Below are 17,455 nucleotides of genomic sequence, written 5' to 3' on the forward strand. Positions count from 1 at the left end.
TTCGTTCTTATAAAGATCAAGAGAGCCCCGCAGGAGCGATCCTGCGGGGCTTTTTCGTTGTGTGAGGTAAGTCTGGGAAGGGCACCCTCAGACGGGGGTGCCCTAAAGCGCAAATTAGTGTGCGATCATCTCATGGACGATATCGTCACCGCTGTAGCTTGCTGGGTAGTAGGTCGGCCAGTTTGTCAGCTCTTCCAGCACCTTAGCGCGATCATCACCCCAGTAGAGGTGGTAGTGGCTGACGTTCTTTGGTGCGATGTTGTGGTCGCTGAACTGAATGAAGGCGGGCGCCTTGTCGTCGCCGCCCTCTTTCTTAAAGATGAAGCGCACACCCCGGTTGCCTTTTTTGTAGGTCAGCACTTCATAGCCATCGGAGACATATTCGCCGCCATAGCTCTCGCCGTTTGCGGTGAAGGTGACGGTCTGGCCGTCAATCTTGATGGCGTCCACATCTGTGCCGTAACCGGTCTCGTAATAGGCGCGATATTCTTCGGCCGATTTTTCGCCGTGCTCGGCCTTATGTGCGAGCACCGGGTCGAGCGTACCGTCCACGAGAAGCGGGTAAATCGATTGCCAGTTGCCTTCCCAGTCTGCCAGCGTCCGCGGCTGAATCTGGCTGTCTTCAAAGTACCCTTTGTAGATCTGCTCGTCATGAGAATGCGCGTGATCATGAGAATGATCATGCTTCGACCCGGCAATGACGGGGCTGGAAATGCTGATCGCCACAGAGGCCATAAGTGCAAAAGCACCGCGTGAAAGACGTGTCATTGTGTGAGGTCCTTTGATTCGAGATGTAATAACGTAACAATTATTGAGAGTCTGATGGGGCCGCAAGGGTGACTTGTGATCCGCGCCATCACGTAGCTGGTTTCCGCAAATCGCGACGGTTCGGCGGATACGGGTGCGAATCGTTCACCGGCAGATGAGATTGCATCGGCGGATGATGGTGTTTTAGGGCGGCTCCGGCCCCGCATGGGCGCTATAATAAAGGGGTAAGCCGTGTGTTTTCACGGGCTCTGGATCATTTTCCTGCCGAGCCCCTTTCTAACCTGTTTGCGTAGAAGGGTTTTCTTCCTATAGTGAGGGCATCCTTGATGTCACAGCGGCACAGATAGGCGGCTTTGGGAGGTCCATACGCATGATCCGTTCGGAACTGATTCAGAAGATTGCAGACGAAAACCCACACCTGTATCAGCGGGATGTAGAGCGGATCGTCAACACGGTCTTTGAGGAGGTCACCAACGCGATGTCGCGCGGTGACCGGGTTGAATTGCGCGGCTTTGGCGCGTTCTCCGTGAAGAAGCGCGATGCCCGTGTCGGGCGCAACCCGCGCACCGGTGAGACGGTTCATGTGGAAGAGAAGCATGTGCCTTTCTTCAAGACTGGCAAGCTGCTCCGGGATCGATTGAACGGAAAAGAAGAGTAAATGCGTTACATTCGCTATGCCGTATGGGGCGTTCTGGCGGTGGTGCTTGTCTCCGTCAGCCTCGCCAACCGCGGCCTCGTGAGTCTGAAACTTATGCCAGAGGCGCTGGCGGAATTGGTGGGGTTCAACCCTTCCATTACGCTGCCTCTGTTTGTTGTCGTCTTGGGCGGGCTGGCCCTTGGTGTCGCGCTTGGTTACGTGCTTGAGTACCTGCGCGAGCACAAACACCGCCGTGATGCGCGCGTCAAACATGGCGAAGTCAAAAAGCTCTCGCGTGAAGTGAAGCGTCTGAAACGGCAAAAGCACGAAGGCAAGGACGAGGTCCTCGCGCTTCTGGATGACGCTTCCTGATATGGCTGAGATCAGGGTCAAGATTTGCGGCATGAAAACCCGCGCCGATATGGAGGCTGCGGCCTCTGCGGGTGCAGCCTATGTTGGCCTGAATTTCTTTGCAAAATCAGCGCGCTCGGTCTCGATCGCGCAGGCGGCTGCCTTGGCGTCAGAGGCTCCGGTGGGGCTTGCCAAGGTCGGGCTGGTTGTGAACCCAACCGATGCCGATCTGGACGCGATCACCGGTTCGGTTCCGCTTGATATGATCCAGTTGCACGGTCAGGAGAGCGTGGAGCGCGTGGCAGAGATCAAGTCCCGCTACGGGTTGCCGGTGATGAAGGTCATCGGTGTGGCGGAGGCGGCGGATCTGGCGCCCATCGATCTTTATGCGCAGGTGGCAGACCAGATCATGATCGACGCCAAAGCGCCAAAGGGCGCAAAGCTCCCCGGTGGCAATGGAGTGACCTTTGATTGGCAGCTGCTGGCGGGCAAGAAATACTGGCAAGCGCCTTGGATGTTGGCCGGTGGTCTGACGCCTGAGAATGTCGCTGAGGCCATCCGCAAGACGGGCGCGCGTCAGGTCGATGTGGCGTCAGGTGTCGAAACTGCGCCGGCGCAGAAAGATGCGGATCTTATGCGCGCGTTTGTCGAGGCCGCGCAGGCCGTCTGACAGGGCTTACCGTTTCAATTTCAGTCCTTTCTTGACCCATCTGAGCGCTCTGAGGCGCAACAGGCGTCTTTTCCGTTTGCGATAGCTGGCAAGGCGACGTCGCACCCTGTGCCGTTCGATTTGCCAATTGCTGTGTTCGGTCGAGCGCGGCGATCGCGGTTGCGTATAGATCAAAAACATCCCGCATGGCTTTCATTTGTGATAAGATGGCGGCAGGATTGCTGATGTTTTCTTGATGTTTGAGTGGGCGTCTTTGAAATCAGAGTTTCAAAAATGAAAAAGAGTCCATCGCTTGATGATCTTGACCTTTTTGCACGCATCGCTCAGGCGGGCGGCTTGGCAGTGGTTGCACGGCAAAGCGGAGTGAGTGTGCCAACCCTCAGCCGTCGCATGCGGGCGCTGGAGTTTCAGATCGGAGTGCATTTGTTTGAGCGTGGCTCGCATGGCTATCGCCTGACTGCGCAGGGCCGGGCATTTCTGGGCGAGACCCGCGCGTTTCAGGCGGAAGCGCAACGTCTACGGCGGATGGTTACGACGCCTCTGATGGCTGAAGTTCGCATTACCGCGGGCAGTTGGACCTCGGCTTTTCTGGCGCAGCAGTTGCCGCGGTTCTGGCAGGAGGATGCTCAGTGGCGCCCGGCCTTTCTGGAGGCTGATACGCGGCTGGATATTGCGCGGCGTGGCGCAGATATCGGCATACGAAACCAGCGTCCTGAACAGGCGTGGCTGGCTGGGCGTTGTACTGGGTCGATCACCTATGCGATTTACGCGATCACTGATCAGGTTCGAGGCTATGTCGCTTTGCCTGAGCGCCACGCAAAAACGCCATCCGCAAGATGGGTCTGGGCCCACCATGGCGGCGAGGTCGCGGCTACGGCGCGTAGCCCGCGCATGTTGGTTGATCTGGCATGTGCCGGAGTGGGGCAGGTGGTTTTGCCTAGGTTTGCGGCCGCCATGTTTCCGGCGTTGCAGCAAGTTGGTCCAGAAATAGTGGAACTCTCGCATGTGGAGTGGCTGGTCTGCCATCACGACGGTCGGCATGACCCACCTGTGCGGGCTGCGCTAGAGGGGATCGCTGCTGTGCTGACCGATACCACCCTGCGCCCCATAGGAGCTTGACGCCGGAGGAGGCGGAGGCTCCCGCCCGCTCTTGTGCTTCCCCTTGGGAAGCCCATCGTGCCGTTGGGCTTGGCGCCGCGCGCGCCCGAAGCGAAACCACTCTGAAACCTTGCTTTCCACGGGTCGGAGGCGGAAATTGCCGAGAAATCTGTTTCTCTTGTTCTAAATGCGCTTTAGAACCAGCGCATACGGAAGACGGAGACACCACCCATGGCCGAAGATCTCATCAACAGTTTCATGAATGGGCCGGACGAAAATGGTCGTTTCGGCATTTTTGGCGGTCGCTTTGTCAGCGAAACGCTGATGCCGCTGATCCTGAGCCTCGAAGAAGAATATGAGAAGGCCAAGGTGGACCCGGACTTCTGGGCCGAGATGGACGATCTGTGGAAAAACTACGTGGGCCGTCCAAGCCCACTTTATTTTGCAGAGCGCCTGACCGAGCATCTGGGTGGCGCCAAGGTCTATCTGAAGCGCGACGAGCTGAACCACACCGGCGCGCATAAGGTCAACAATGTGCTCGGGCAGATCCTGCTGGCGCGCCGCATGGGCAAGACCCGGATCATCGCGGAAACCGGTGCTGGCCAGCACGGGGTTGCCACTGCCACGGTCTGTGCCAAGTTCGGTTTGAAATGCGTCGTCTACATGGGCGCGCATGACGTGCGCCGTCAGGCCCCCAACGTGTTCCGCATGCGCCTGCTGGGCGCCGAAGTGATCCCCGTGACCTCTGGTCGTGGGACGCTGAAAGATGCGATGAATGATGCGCTGCGTGACTGGGTGACCAATGTGCGCGATACATTCTATTGTATCGGCACGGTGGCTGGCCCGCATCCTTATCCGGCGATGGTGCGTGATTTCCAGTCGGTGATCGGCAAGGAAGTGCGCTGGCAACTGGCCGAGCAAGAAGGCGAAGGGCGTCTGCCTGATACTTTGGTTGCAGCCATCGGTGGCGGCTCAAACGCGATGGGGCTGTTCCATCCGTTCCTTGACGATAAGTCCGTGAATATCATCGGCGTCGAGGCGGGTGGCAAAGGCGTAGACGAGAAGATGGAACATTGCGCCTCCCTCACCGGCGGCCGTCCGGGCGTCCTGCACGGAAACCGTACCTATTTGCTGCAAGACGATGATGGGCAGATCCTTGAGGGGTTCTCGATCTCGGCCGGTCTGGACTATCCGGGCATCGGGCCCGAGCACGCGTGGCTGCATGAGACGGGCCGCGCGCAATATGTGTCGATCACCGACAAAGAAGCGCTGGAGGCGTTCCAGCTGTCTTGTGCGATGGAAGGCATCATCCCGGCGCTGGAGCCGAGCCACGCGCTTGCACATGTGATGAAGATCGCGCCGACCCTGCCCAAGGACCACATCATCGTAATGAATATGTGTGGTCGCGGCGACAAGGACATCTTCACCGTCGCGCGTCACCTTGGCTTTGACATGTCCGACACTGAAGAAGGCCGTGATCTCGAAGAGTGATCATCGCCCCATAAGATCGGACCAGATTCAGAGGCGCAGCCGCGGGGCTGCGTCTTTTTTTGTGGTTTTGACGGTGCAAACCGTAAAATCGGGACCTGTCACCCGCGACGGGGTGAGCCGCTTTACTTGCTGTTATGACTGCCCGCGCCATCCTGAGCAGCGTTTCGTGTAGCTAATTCTCAGGTTTTTCATGCAGCAAGACACCTTGCAGGCCGTTCAGCAACTTCAGCTTGCGGCAGACCATATGTGGACAATCATCGCCGCTGCTTTGGTGTTCTTGATGCAGCTTGGCTTTCTTCTTGTCGAAGCGGGTATGGCGCGGTCCAAGAACAGCATCAACGTTGCGCAAAAGAACATCACCGATTTCCTTGTGTCGGTCAGCGCCTTTTATGTGCTGGGGTTCGGGTTGATGTTTGGTGTGTCCTACGGTGGCTGGTTTGGCACCGATAATTTTGCGTTCCAGCAGGCAGATGACTGGCAATACACGTTTTTTGTGTTTCAGGCGGTCTTTGCAGGTACCGCGGCCACCATCATGTCCGGTGCGGTGGCAGAACGGATGCGGTATGGCGTCTATGTGGCGGCGGCCTTGTTCATCGGTCTGCTGATCTACCCTGTGAGCGGCCACTGGGCGTGGGGCAATTTGCTGAATGGCGAGAACGCGGCCTATCTGGCGGACAAGGGGTTCATTGATTTTGCCGGCTCGACCGTGGTGCATTCGGTTGGGGCGTGGGTTGCGCTGGCTGGCGTGGTTGTACTGGGCGCACGTATCGGCAAGTTCAACGCCGATGGCAGCGCCAATACCCTGCACGGCCATAGCTATGTGCTGGCAACAGGGGGCGCGATTATCCTCTGGGTCGGCTGGATTGGCTTTAACGGTGGCTCTACTACTGCGGCCAGTCCGGATTTTGCGCATATTGTCCTGAATACGCTGCTCGCGGCCTGTTTTGGCGGCGTCACGGGGATATTTTCGGGCCGTCTCATCGACCCCGTCAATGTTCCGCATCGCCCAATAAACGGCAGTCTTGCTGGGCTGGTGGCCATCACGGCTGGGTGTGACGCAGTCACTGTGCAAGGGGCGGTTCTGATTGGGGCCGGGGCAGGGATCGTGGTCGTTGCCTCTGAATGGGTGATGGAGAATATCCTGAAGCTGGACGATGTGGTCGGCGCGGTCTCCGTTCATGGGGTTTGCGGTGCGTTTGGCACAATCGCGCTCTCCTTTTTTGCGATGCCCGGAAAACTCACGATGGAGAGCGCGGGCGCGCAGGCACTTGTGCAACTGGAGGGCGTGGCGCTGGTTTTTGTCTGGGCCTTTGGTCTCAGCTGGCTGTTCTTCAAGGCCATTGATTTGACATTCGACATCCGCGTGCCACGTGAGGACGAGATGATCGGGCTCAACAGTACAGAACATGGTGCAACTCTGGGAACCGGCGCGCTTCAAAAGCAACTTGAGGCAATGACGCAAAATGGCGTTGATCTGACCCGTCGGCTGGATGAGAGCACCGGAGATGAAGCAGCGGAACTTGCAGCGTTATTCAATCCGTTCATCGATGAGGTGCACGATCTGGTCTGCGATATTCGCGAAAACGCGCGTCGGATGAAAAGCTCTTCATCGGGGCTGGAGTCCCTGTCCGTCGCGTTTCGCGATGGTGCTGAGAAGTCCGGTGCGCTGACTGGCGCGGTCAGCAAAAGCTCTGGCGAAGTGGCAGGACAGGCGCGCAACAATCGCGAGATTGCCGAACAAATCCTGTCGGAGATGACCCGGATTGCCAGCAGTGCAGAAGGCATGTCGGATGAGGTCACAGCCGTGTCAGACGCGATCGCTGAACTGATGAATTCTATCAGTCAGATTTCAGGCAATGCCAGTGCGACCAGTGGGGTCACCAATGAGGCCAATGTCCTGTCCGGCGAGGCGGTCGAGACGATGCACGCGCTCTCCAAAGCCTCAGAAGAGATTGAGGCCGTGGTTGGGCTTATCCAGAAAATCACTATGCAAACCAATATGCTGGCCATCAACGCTGCGGTTGAAGCCGCGCGTGCAGGCGATGCAGGCAAAGGGTTTGCGATTGTTGCGGGGCAGGTGCGAAGTCTGGCCGCCGAAACGGACAAAGCGGCGGAGGAAATCCGGCAGCGGATCTCTCATATGCGCAACCAGTCCGATGACGCCTCGACAGTGATTTCCGGCATTACCGAATTGATGCAGGCCATCCATGCGTCGGTTGAGGGCATCACCAGCGAGGTTGAAAGCCAGCGTCGTGCGGCAGGGCGTGTGTCTGAACGTATGACAAGCGCATCCAGCAGTGCGCAGACAGTGACACAGTCCATCCAAGACGTGCAGCAACGGGCAGAAACCGTGCGCAGTAATGCCACTCAGAATGAGGAACGCTTGTCGCGGAACGCGGCCACGGCCAGCGATCTGCAGGAGGATGCGCGAGAAAGTGCGGCGCAATCTGTGCTGCTTGCGGATGAGGCGAATGCGATCAATCTGCTTTCTGATGAGTTGACCACATCAGTAGAGCGCTTTGCCCTAAAAGAGGATGAGGCGGATCGGGATGCGGATTGGTTGGCGCAAGAGGCGCAACGACGACCGCATGCGTCGGTCGAGGGGAAGACTGAGAAGAGGGCTGGCAGCGTTTAGGCGCAGGCAATTGCGTGCCCCCTGTCTCATCAAATCGGCGAGACAGGGGGCTGGAGATCGTGGTTACTTTTGCTGCAATACGGTTTCAAAACCCTCAAATTGCGGCGCACCAAGGATCGGGCTTTCGCCTTCTCGTTTGCCAGCATTGCGATGAGCCGCGCGGAATTGTTCGGATTTGGTCCATGCCTCGAAATCGGCGCGGCTATCCCAGATCACGTGGCTGGAATAGAGGGTGTATTCCTCGTTCTGCGGGCCTTTCAGCAGGCGAAATTCGCGAAATCCCTGCATTTCGTTCAGGCGGCTTTCGCGGTTTTTCCAAATAGTTTCAAAATCAGCCTCGCGGCCGGGGCGAATTTTGAAGCGGTTCATGGCGATGTAGCTCATGCGTGATGTCCAGTCTTGCTAAAGCGCTGTGCCAAAACCTGAATCACAGCTTTTGGCAGGGCGCGAGAAGGGGTCATATGATGCGCTGCGCCCGACGGTTTCCCACCCTCAGCTCGAAGGCTGGGCGCGCAGATCTGCGGATGTGGGGCTAGCGTGTACGGACATCGTACCTTGCTGGCGGCAGGTTTCACTAAACGCAAATACCGGCGCGGATCAAGTAAGAGCCTCATGTCTCTTGTTGGGGCTAAGGTATATGTTTGATTTTAAAAGATCCAAGGGGCTCCATCCGCGCTCTGGGCAAGGGTTGGAGAATGCCTGCACCAGAAGCGTCTGCGCCCGTTTGGAGCGCAGATCGTGCTATTTGAACTTGTCGATGAGTTTTTGCATTGGGCTGCGGGCATCGTCTGGCGCCGATGCGGGGGCATCACCGGATGCGCCTTTGGCCGGAACTGGCGAGGCCCCCGGTCGCTCTTGTTGTGTTTTCTTGCGCGCGCCTGCGCCTTCGCCGGTGGAACTGCGCGGCGGGGCGACCCGCAGGGCGACAGCATTCATGAAACGTCCGCTGTCACCGGTCGCGAGCGATTGCGCGCCATCGGACAGGCCGCGCAGCAGATCGTCCAGCCAGCCCTGATCGGCCTTTGGGAAATCACGCAGCACATAGCCTGCGACAGCGTCCTTATGCCCCGGATGCCCAACACCCAGACGCACGCGTGCGTAATCTGCACCAATATGAGCGTGTATCGAACGCAGGCCATTGTGGCCCGCATGACCGCCGCCCTGTTTGACCCGGCACTTGCCGGGCGCAAGATCAAGCTCGTCATGAAAGACCACCACATCTGCAGGGGTGAGCTTGAAAAATCGCAGCGCTTCCCCCACGGATTGACCGGAATTGTTCATGAAGGTCTGTGGTTTCAGCAAGATCACCTTCTCACCGGTCAGAGTGCCCTCGCTCATTTGTGCCTGAAATTTGGATTTCCACGGTGAAAACCCGTGATCAGAGGCGATCTGATCCAGCGCCATGAAGCCGATGTTGTGACGGTTGCCCGCGTATTTTGCGCCAGGGTTGCCGAGACCTACGAAGAGTTTCATGCGCCGCTTTCCTGCTAGGTATTTTGGCGCAGTGATGCCTTTTTTTCTGCGGGAAATCCAGTGCAGGGGTGATAAACACCCTATGGTGCGGATCTTGCCACAAATCAGCCTTACCACGTTGCGAGGGCTGACAATTGATAAAACTGGGCACTTGGTGCGCATGGGATTTGAAGAGGGGCATTATGAATAAAACAGTCAATTCAAAACACGGCTCGGTGTCGAGCACTGAAGTTCCTGCGCGCAAATGGCGGCTAACGGGGGCTGTGCTGCTCAGCGCATCACTGTTGGTGGGGTGCGCGGCCGTGGAACCGTTGCCCTCAGTGCCCACAAAGACCGGCAGCACCGTATTTGAGGCGCGGCAATCACTGGAGTTTTGTGCGCCACAAGGCCCCAAAGGCGCAAAAGCGGCGGTCACGTCGAGCTATATCGCCTCAATGATCTTTCTCGGTATTCTTCCAGGCGCCATCATTGCAGCCTCGGGCGAGGATCACACCCGCAGCCAAGGCGCGCTGAATGCGGTGGATGATTGCCTTGAGAAACAGGGGTTTGAACGTCGCGAACTGACCGCGAAGGAGGCCGCTGCCATCAAGCAGCGTGATCGCTATGCGCGTGAGATGCTTCTGAGCCATTTGGTCGCTGGCGGAACCTTGGCCGATTACCAGGGTCCGTAAACCGACCCGTAAGACTTTCGAGGCTGCTCCTGCTTCGCCAGATCACATGATGCGCGCGGGCCATCGTGTGATTTGGCAATTCTGAGATTTCGTCAGTGTGAAATCTGAACTGGACGTTGGCCTGCTTGGCAGAGTGCTTGATACACCTCTGTGCGGCGCGGCTGCGCTTTGGTCTCCTTGTCACAACGATAACGTCACAACGAAAAACGGGTCCCGTGAGGGACCCGTTTGATCTTCAAAACCCAAAGGGGCTGCAGCAGATTATTCCGCTGCTGCTTCCTCGGCTTCTTCACCTTCTGCTTCGTCGTCTGCAGCTTTGAGGCCGGACGGTGCAGAGATGTTCGCGATCACGAAGTCACGGTCGATGGTCGGCTTTGCGCCTTCGGGCAGGGTGACGTCCGAGATGTGAATCACATCGCCGATGGCTTTGCCGGTCAGATCGACGGTCAGTTTCTCCGGGATGTCACCGGCGGTTACGATCAGCTCGACTTCGGCGCGCACAACGGTCAGAACACCACCGCGCTTCAGACCAACACACTCTTCTTCGTTGATGAACTCAACGGGGATGTAGAGGTTGATCTTCGAGGTGCGGCGCAGGCGCATCAGGTCGAAGTGAGTGGGCAGGTCTTTGACAACGTCACGCTGAACGTCGCGGCAGATCACCCGTACATCGTCGTGGCCTTCAACCTTGAGGTTGAACAGGGTCGACTTAAAGCGGCCAGCTTTCAGGCGCTTCAGCAGGACGTTGTAAGGGATCTGGATCGCCAGCGGGTCTGCGTCGCCACCAAATACAACACCAGGAACCATGTGCGCACGGCGTGCAGCGCGAGCGGCGCCCTTGCCCGTCCCCGCGCGTTCCTGGCACTCGAGATCAGGAATCTCATTCGCCATTTTTATTCTCCATATATAATCGGGGGTGCCTCCAAGGCTGTCACCCCGCGTGAAGCCGCTCTGTTAGACCGAAAACCCCTGTTTGGAAAGCCCTAAACTGCCTTGGTTTCCTGTCTGGGTCTCAGTTTGCCGTCGGCAGCCATTAGGCGGGCGTGCAGATCGAACTCTGCCGGGCGGGCTGCGCGCAACTTGCTGCGCAATTCGGGTGAAAGATCGGCTTTGACGTAGGGCGAGACATTGTGCGGCTCAAAGTTGATTCGGTGCCCGAACCTGTCAGTCAGGAAAGCCTCAAGCTGATCCCAGCGCTCATAGGCAAAGAGGTGATCCACTATAATGCGCCCGCCGCGTCCACTCAGCATGCGGTATTGGCTACCGATTTGGGCGCATGGGGGCGGGCTATCTGACAGGAGCGCCTCCACATAGTCGTTAAAGCTCAGCTGGCCTGCATATTCCGGTTTGTCGCGGATCTCGTCGCGGCAGCGGTATTTATACCAGCTCCGGATTTGGTCTTCGGGTTCGCGCAGAACGGCAAAGCTCTCGAGGGATGTATCAAACGTCGCCCGCACAAAGGGGCGGATACGCCGATGAAACCGCTGCGCCGAGGTGTGTTTTTGCGATTTTCGAAACAAAATATCCGCATGTGGCCGCAACGCCTTTTCAATGGCGGTGGTTCCCGTTTTGGGAACGGCAACAAATGCAAGAGCTTGCGGCGTGAAGATCAGCATAGATCGGGCATAGCCCGAGACGCCTGCGCGCGCCAGCGCTGTAGCAGTACAATTTGGCGATTGTGGCAGCGCGCGCACTGTGCATTGTCGCGGTCATGGAAATGCTGACAGATTTGCGCACCAGTGCGGTGCATGGGCGGGCCTTTGTGGTCATGGGGTTCTGTGTCGGGGCCTTTGCAGCCTATGTGCCGCAGCTAAAAGGACACGCCGGGCTGAGCGATGCGGAGTTTGGTCTGGCATTGCTGATCGGGGCGGCGGGGGCCGTGGGTGCAATGTGGCTGGCCCCAAAGGTAGATCGCAAGCTCGGCGCCTCGGCGATGGCCATCTGTTCCTTGCTGCTGGCGGCGGCGTTTCTGTTACCGGGGCTTGCGGGCAGTTGGGTGACATTTGCGGGGGCGATGTTCTTGGCCTCTGGTGCGGGCGGGCTGCTGGATGTGGTGATGAACGCACGTCTTAGCGGTCTGGAGGCCCGTTCGGGGAGGTCCCTGATGAACCTCAATCACGGGCTGTTCTCGCTGGCATATGCGCTGGCGGCGCTGGTCGCGGGCCTCGTCCGTGAGGCCGGTGTGCCGCCGATCTGGTGTTTCATTGGGATCTTGGGTGTGACGGCGCTGCTGGCGTTGGGCATGCGCGACGAGGTGCCCGCAGAAAGCGCGGGTGAAAGCGCCGATGCTGCACCTGTGCCATTGCCGGGGCTGATGATCGCGCTTGCCGGGCTGATCGTGCTGATCGCATTCACCGCAGAGCAAGCCACAGAGCATTGGTCGGCCCTGCATCTGGAGCGCAGCTTTAACGCCAATGCGGCAGAGGGGGCGTTGGGGCCTGCAATCCTTGGCTTTACGATGGGGATTGGTCGTCTGTCCGGGCAGGAATTGGTGCGCCGCGTGGCTGAGGGAAAGCTGATGCAGATTGCGTCGGCGCTGGCAGCATCGGGCTTGATCCTTGCGGCATTCGCGCCCGTGCAATCCTTGGCCTATGCGGGGTTTGCAATTCTCGGTCTTGGGGTGTCCACCGTGGGTCCCACCGCATTGGCGTGGGTGGGCAAGACGATCCCATCGCATCTGCGGGCGGCCGCGATTTCACGTTTGGTGATGATCGGGTATTGCGGCTTTTTTGTCGGCCCGCCGGTTATTGGTTTTGTGGCGGAGGCTTTTGGACTGCATCTGGCATTGGCGCTCATGGGGGGCATGCTGCTGTGCATCACAGCATTCCTGGTTCCCGCACTGCGCGCCAATGCTCGCAAGTCAGGGCTGATTGCCTGATCTGATTGGCTTGCCTGCCAACCGGGGCCATGAGACGGCCCCGGCTGGGAGATCGTCGAGCGTCAGGCCCAGCGACCAGTGAAATCTTCGGGAACCAGAAGATTGTGACGGCCCAGATTGGCGACGTTTTTCTCGCCGCACAGGGCCATGGAGGTATCCAGTTCCTTGTGGATCACCTCGAGCGCGCGGGTGACGCCTTTTTGTCCCATCGCGCCAAGGCCATAGACAAAGGCCCGCCCGATCATGGTGCCGGTCGCGCCAAGCGCCAGCGCTTTTAGGACGTCCTGACCGGAGCGAATGCCACTGTCGAGATGGACCTCAACCTGATCGCCAACCGCGTCCATGATCCGGGGCAACATGCGGATTGACGACAGAGCGCCATCCAGCTGCCGCCCGCCGTGGTTCGAGACCGTAATGGCATCCGCGCCCACTTTGGCGGCCATTATGGCGTCTTCTTCGTCAAGGATACCTTTGAGGATGACTTTGCCGCCCCACATCTCCTTGAGCTTTTCGATCTTGCCCCAATCGAGCGACGGGTCGAATTGCTCTGCCGTCCATGCCCCAAGCGAGGAGGCATCCGAGATCCCCTCCACATGGCCGACGATATTGCCGAAATTGCGCCGCTTCGCGCCCAGCATTTCAATCCCCCAAGCCCATTTCGTCATCAGGTTGGCGATGGTTTTGGGCGTGAGTTTTGGCGGGGCGGAGAGGCCGTTTTTCAGATCCTTGTGGCGCTGACCGAGAATTTGCAGATCAAGCGTGATCACCAGTGCGGAACAGTTTGCGGCCTTTGCCCGTTCGATCAGGCGGCGGACGTAGTCTTCGTCCTTCATGGTGTAAAGCTGGAACCAGAAGGGTTTGCTGGTCGCTTCGGCAACCTCCTCGATTGAGTTGATCGACATGGTCGAGAGGGTGAAGGGCACGCCAAAAGCCTCGGCAGCGCGCGCGGCTTTGATCTCGCCGTCGGCGCATTGCATGCCAGTAAGGCCGACCGGTGCCAGCGCCACCGGCATTGCCACATCCTGACCGATCATCTGCGCCGCAGTCGAACGCCCCGCCATATCAACGGCAACGCGCTGGCGCAGGCGGATCTGGTCAAAATCCGTGGTGTTTTCGCGAAAGGTCTGCTCGGTCCAGGAGCCGCTCTCGGCATAATCATAGAACATCTTCGGCACACGCCGCGCATAAATGCGCTTGAGATCGTCTATGTTGGTGATCACTGGCATCGGTTGTCTCCTCGACCTGCGCAGAACTGGTAATGTTTTTTTACCAATATGAAGCTACCCTGACAAGCCAGCCCATCGTAATCTTGCGTTTACGGTTTTGTGCAAGTTTATCGGTTAACACCTGCCGGAATCGCTATGTCATACTGCGCGAACCGATCAGGGTGAAACTTCTGGAGAATTGTCGGAGTTTCTGCAGCTGACCACCGCGCAGCTTTGAATTTGCACCGCCCCGATTGCAGAGCAACCGGGGTCGTTTCTTGATTTTTGGACCTGATGCCTGCCAAACGGTTATTTTTGCCGGGGCCGCAGCCACGAGGCAGCAGCGTCAGTTGGAGGTAGAGGCAACGTGAGAGTTGTGTTTGCAGATGTAGGTCGGTGCAGCGGGCGCTTTTTCGCCTTTACCGACCGCAAAGCGATCCTGCCGGATGATAGGCACTGCCGCGGACGGCAGGGCGCGCGCTTGTGGTTGATCGCCTCATGACAGTAACGACAGAAGATCCCCACCCTCCACAGCGTCGAGACGATGACGCCAGTCATGCGGAGTTGCGCGCCGAGCTGGCGCGTGAGCGTGCCCTACGTGAAGAACTCCAGGAGACGGTGCAGCGTAAATCGCAATCGCTGCGCCGGGCAAATGCGTCTTTGGTGTCGCTGGCGCGGCAAGTTGACCGGATGGTGAAAGAACGCACCGAGGATCTGGCGCGTGATCGCGCCGAGGCCGAAGCGGAAAGTGCGGCAAAAACCCAATTCCTGGCCACAATGAGCCACGAGATTCGCACGCCTCTGAATGGTGTGTTGGGCATGGCGTCAGCGCTTGCCGATACCACATTGGCTGAGGGGCAGTCCCAGATCTTAGGCGTGTTGCGCGAAAGTGGGCAGCTGCTCTTGAACATTGTCGACGATATTCTCGATCTGTCGAAGATCGAGGAGGGCAAGCTGGAGCTTGAGCGCCTGCCGACGGATGTGGTGGCCCTGATGGAGCTGGTGTGTCGCCAGTTCAAGCCACGTATTGAGGCAAAGGGGCTCAGCTTCACCACGCTCTATGGGGGAGAATTGGCTGCAGGCGTGGCATGGGTCAACATTGATCCAACCCGGTTTCAGCAGGTGCTGACCAATCTCTTGTCGAACGCGGTCAAGTTCACCGATGCCGGTGCAATTGCGCTATCAGCCAGCATGGAGGCTGCCCGAAACGGGGCCTTCCTGCTGTCTGTCACGGTGCGCGATACCGGGGTTGGCCTGTCCGCGCAGCAGGCAGACCGCCTGTTTGAACCCTATATGCAGGCGGATGCGAGCATTCATCGCAGCCATGGTGGGACCGGGCTCGGGCTTGCGATTGCGCGCCAGATTTGTGAGCGCATGGGGGGGACGCTGACCTGCCGGAGCGCGGAAGGGGATGGCAGTGAGTTTTGCGCGACGTTTCAGGTCGCAAGGGCGGAACCTGCGCAGAAATTGCTGGATGTGCAGGATGACAATGCGCTGGAAATCCTGAACGCGCGCCGTTGGAAGGTCTTGGTGGCGGAAGACAACCGAACCAATCGGATGGTGCTGCACCACATTTTGCGAGAGTGCGATTTGGACCTGCACTGGGTCGACAATGGCGAAGAAGCAGTGAAGGCATGGCGGCGCGAGCGCCCGGATCTGGTGCTGATGGACGTCAATATGCCGCTATTGGACGGGGTTTGTGCAACCGCGTTGATCCGCCAAGAGGAACAGGCCTCCGGTCGCGAGGCGGTGCCGATTATCGCAGTTTCCGCCAATGCGCTGGTGCATCAGATCAAGAGCTACCTCGCCAGTGGGATGAGCGATCATGTCGCCAAGCCGATCCGCAAGCAAAAGCTGTTGAGTGTGATGGCACGGGCGCTCCGACCGGAAGAAGGCCCAAAGCGTAAGCCGACGCTCTACCCTTAGGGGGGCTTTGCCATAGGCGCGCATGGTCGCCGCCTATGGCACATGATGTGCGGTCAACCGGCGTGCGCGCCATCCGCCAGCGATTTCACAAACGCCAGCACCTCTGCCGGGGATTTGCCCGCGCCGATTTCGGCAACAATCGCGCTGCCGACAACAGCGCCATCGGAGATGGAGGCGATGGTCTGAGCACGTTCCGGGGTCTTGATGCCAAAGCCCACGATGATCGGCAGATCGGTGGCGGCCTTAATGCGGGCAACCTCGGGGCCAACATCGGCGGCTTCTGCCTCGGCGGCACCGGTGATGCCAGTGATCGAGACGTAATAGACAAACCCCGATGTGTTCTGCAGCACCCGCGGCAGGCGCGCGTCATCGGTGGTGGGGGTGGCAAGACGAATGAAGTTCAGACCCGCAGCCTGTGCAGGCAGGCAGAGTTCGCTGTCTTCTTCCGGCGGCAAGTCCACCACAATCAGCCCGTCGATGCCTGCCTCCTTGGCGTCGCTCAGGAATGTGTCGACGCCGCGCGAATAGATCGGGTTGTAGTAGCCCATCAAAACGATGGGGGTGGTGGTGTCTTCTTTGCGGAAATCCCGGGCGAGCTGCAGTGTGCGCTCCAGCGTCATGCCAGCCTCTAGGGCGCGCTGCCCGGCAAGCTGAATGGTAGGGCCGTCCGCCATGGGATCGGTGAAGGGCAGGCCGAGTTCGATCACATCAACGCCCGCTGCGGGCAGGCCTTTGACCACTTCGAGCGAGGTGTCATAATCGGGATCGCCTGCCATCACATAGGTCACGAAGGCCTTCTTTCCCGCGGCAGAGAGTTCAGCAAACTTGGCATCGATGCGTGTGGTGGGGCGGGTCATGGGCAGGCCTTTATAGATCTCTGTTGCCCGTCTGATGTGCCGAAACTTATCGGTAAAATCAATCCCGCACGACAGCTATGACTGCTGGGATGCGCCGCTTTAACCGGGCGGGTTTCGGCCCAAGGGCGTGTGAAGGCGCAAAGAGATGGTATTGAGGCCGGGGTTTTCGTCACCCAGCGACGCATTGGAGATATGGGTCAGCGCCAACGACAGACGCCTGCCGCCTCGCAAATCACGCCCGATGCCGAGCAAGGACCGGATCTCGAAGGTGGAGCCCAGATCATTGCGCGAGGAGCTTTCAAAAAAGAGCCCCGGCATGATGCTGGCCTCAATGAACCAACCCTGACCAAAGGGACGCTGAGCTTGCAATCCGCCGCCCAGAAAGGCGTCGCCCGTTTCATGGATGTGACCGGCCAGACCAAAGCCCGTATCAAATCCCAGAAATTGCCAATCGCGCACTCCGAGATACTCGGCTGAGAAATAGGGACCACTCTCGGCAGTGTCGGCGTGGAAATCTGCATACCCCAAACCAAAAGTGAGCTCCTGTGCGAATAGCATCGGACCATGCAAAAGCGCTGAAACTAAAGTCAAAACAGAGATCGTCTTACGCATGCAAACCTCACTGTTTGTTGGCGACCTGTGCCGGGGCATCCGGCGCTTGGGGTGCGTTAAATTATAATAATAGAATGTGTCGGGTGCCGGTCAACGTCGGCCCGTTGTCTGTCATCGGTGCTGCGCGCTTGCGAAAATAGCCATTAGAGCCTAAGTGCTGGCTCCCAAATGGCATCAGGAGGC

The 17,455-nt window shown here is 58.5% G+C and carries 18 protein-coding genes; 10 read left to right on the plus strand and 8 right to left on the minus strand.

The window, feature by feature from the left end; all coding sequences use genetic code 11:
* Positions 1–114 precede the first annotated feature (114 nt).
* A complete protein-coding gene (locus tag UB90_RS03775; protein ID WP_065326227.1) occupies positions 115–768 on the minus strand; it encodes a metal-binding protein ZinT in 654 nt (217 codons plus the stop codon).
* A gap of 370 nt (positions 769–1,138) precedes the next feature.
* Here UB90_RS03775 and ihfB point away from each other — a divergent pair, with 370 nt between their 5' ends.
* The 6 genes from ihfB to amt all read left to right on the plus strand — a co-directional run bounded on the left by ihfB (position 1,139) and on the right by amt (position 7,650).
* A complete protein-coding gene (ihfB, locus tag UB90_RS03780) occupies positions 1,139–1,426 on the plus strand; it encodes an integration host factor subunit beta (protein WP_005610003.1) in 288 nt (95 codons plus the stop codon).
* Positions 1,427–1,777: a LapA family protein gene (locus UB90_RS03785; RefSeq protein WP_005609997.1), complete on the plus strand. Its 351-nt coding sequence runs from the start codon at positions 1,427–1,429 to the stop codon at positions 1,775–1,777.
* Position 1,778: 1 nt separating this feature from the next.
* Complete coding sequence (locus UB90_RS03790) at positions 1,779–2,426, plus strand: phosphoribosylanthranilate isomerase (RefSeq protein WP_065326228.1); 648 nt, start codon at positions 1,779–1,781, stop codon at positions 2,424–2,426.
* 273 nt (positions 2,427–2,699) lie between these two features.
* Positions 2,700–3,545: a LysR family transcriptional regulator gene (locus UB90_RS03795; protein WP_065326229.1), complete on the plus strand. Its 846-nt coding sequence runs from the start codon at positions 2,700–2,702 to the stop codon at positions 3,543–3,545.
* 210 nt (positions 3,546–3,755) lie between these two features.
* The gene (gene trpB / locus UB90_RS03800; protein WP_009175861.1) at positions 3,756–5,015 is read left to right on the plus strand and encodes a tryptophan synthase subunit beta; all 1,260 of its coding nucleotides are present in this window, start codon (positions 3,756–3,758) and stop codon (positions 5,013–5,015) included.
* 190 nt (positions 5,016–5,205) lie between these two features.
* The gene (gene amt / locus UB90_RS03805; protein ID WP_065326230.1) at positions 5,206–7,650 is read left to right on the plus strand and encodes an ammonium transporter; all 2,445 of its coding nucleotides are present in this window, start codon (positions 5,206–5,208) and stop codon (positions 7,648–7,650) included.
* 63 nt (positions 7,651–7,713) lie between these two features.
* Here amt and UB90_RS03810 read toward each other — a convergent pair whose 3' ends face one another.
* Positions 7,714–8,034: an antibiotic biosynthesis monooxygenase family protein gene (locus tag UB90_RS03810; protein WP_065326231.1), complete on the minus strand. Its 321-nt coding sequence runs from the start codon at positions 8,032–8,034 to the stop codon at positions 7,714–7,716.
* A 357-nt stretch (positions 8,035–8,391) separates the two neighbouring features.
* The gene (gene pth, locus UB90_RS03815) at positions 8,392–9,123 is read right to left on the minus strand and encodes an aminoacyl-tRNA hydrolase (RefSeq protein WP_065326232.1); all 732 of its coding nucleotides are present in this window, start codon (positions 9,121–9,123) and stop codon (positions 8,392–8,394) included.
* Here pth and UB90_RS22795 point away from each other — a divergent pair.
* On the plus strand, positions 9,122–9,313 hold the full coding sequence (locus UB90_RS22795) for a hypothetical protein (protein WP_065335379.1): 192 nt from the start codon (positions 9,122–9,124) through the stop codon (positions 9,311–9,313). The genes pth and UB90_RS22795 overlap by 2 nt on opposite strands.
* Positions 9,306–9,794, plus strand: a complete 489-nt coding sequence (locus UB90_RS03820; protein ID WP_065326233.1) for a hypothetical protein — start codon at positions 9,306–9,308, stop codon at positions 9,792–9,794. Before UB90_RS22795 ends, UB90_RS03820 begins: the two co-directional genes overlap by 8 nt.
* 261 nt (positions 9,795–10,055) lie before the next feature.
* Here the strand turns inward: UB90_RS03820 and UB90_RS03825 are convergent, their stop codons facing one another.
* A complete protein-coding gene (locus tag UB90_RS03825; protein WP_005620497.1) occupies positions 10,056–10,685 on the minus strand; it encodes a 50S ribosomal protein L25/general stress protein Ctc in 630 nt (209 codons plus the stop codon).
* 92 nt (positions 10,686–10,777) lie between these two features.
* Positions 10,778–11,410, minus strand: coding sequence for a hypothetical protein (locus UB90_RS03830; RefSeq protein ID WP_065326234.1), 633 nt, complete (start codon positions 11,408–11,410; stop codon positions 10,778–10,780).
* Between the two features lie 53 nt (positions 11,411–11,463).
* Between UB90_RS03830 and UB90_RS03835 the strand changes: the two genes are divergently transcribed.
* A complete protein-coding gene (locus UB90_RS03835) occupies positions 11,464–12,672 on the plus strand; it encodes an MFS transporter (protein WP_065326235.1) in 1,209 nt (402 codons plus the stop codon).
* Between the two features lie 62 nt (positions 12,673–12,734).
* On the opposite strand, the gene UB90_RS03840 is transcribed toward UB90_RS03835, so the two are convergent.
* Complete coding sequence (locus UB90_RS03840; RefSeq protein WP_065326236.1) at positions 12,735–13,898, minus strand: alpha-hydroxy acid oxidase; 1,164 nt, start codon at positions 13,896–13,898, stop codon at positions 12,735–12,737.
* 477 nt (positions 13,899–14,375) lie between these two features.
* Here UB90_RS03840 and UB90_RS03845 point away from each other — a divergent pair, with 477 nt between their 5' ends.
* Positions 14,376–15,803: an ATP-binding protein gene (locus UB90_RS03845; protein ID WP_227512068.1), complete on the plus strand. Its 1,428-nt coding sequence runs from the start codon at positions 14,376–14,378 to the stop codon at positions 15,801–15,803.
* A gap of 53 nt (positions 15,804–15,856) precedes the next feature.
* Here UB90_RS03845 and trpA read toward each other — a convergent pair whose 3' ends face one another.
* The gene (trpA, locus tag UB90_RS03850) at positions 15,857–16,660 is read right to left on the minus strand and encodes a tryptophan synthase subunit alpha (protein ID WP_005620485.1); all 804 of its coding nucleotides are present in this window, start codon (positions 16,658–16,660) and stop codon (positions 15,857–15,859) included.
* Positions 16,661–16,759: 99 nt separating this feature from the next.
* Positions 16,760–17,272: an acyloxyacyl hydrolase gene (locus UB90_RS03855; protein WP_065326238.1), complete on the minus strand. Its 513-nt coding sequence runs from the start codon at positions 17,270–17,272 to the stop codon at positions 16,760–16,762.
* Between the last annotated feature and the right edge of the window lie 183 nt (positions 17,273–17,455).

The sequence above is a fragment of the Tritonibacter mobilis genome (assembly GCF_001681715.1).
In the GTDB taxonomy this organism is placed as follows: Bacteria; Pseudomonadota; Alphaproteobacteria; order Rhodobacterales; family Rhodobacteraceae; genus Epibacterium; species Epibacterium mobile.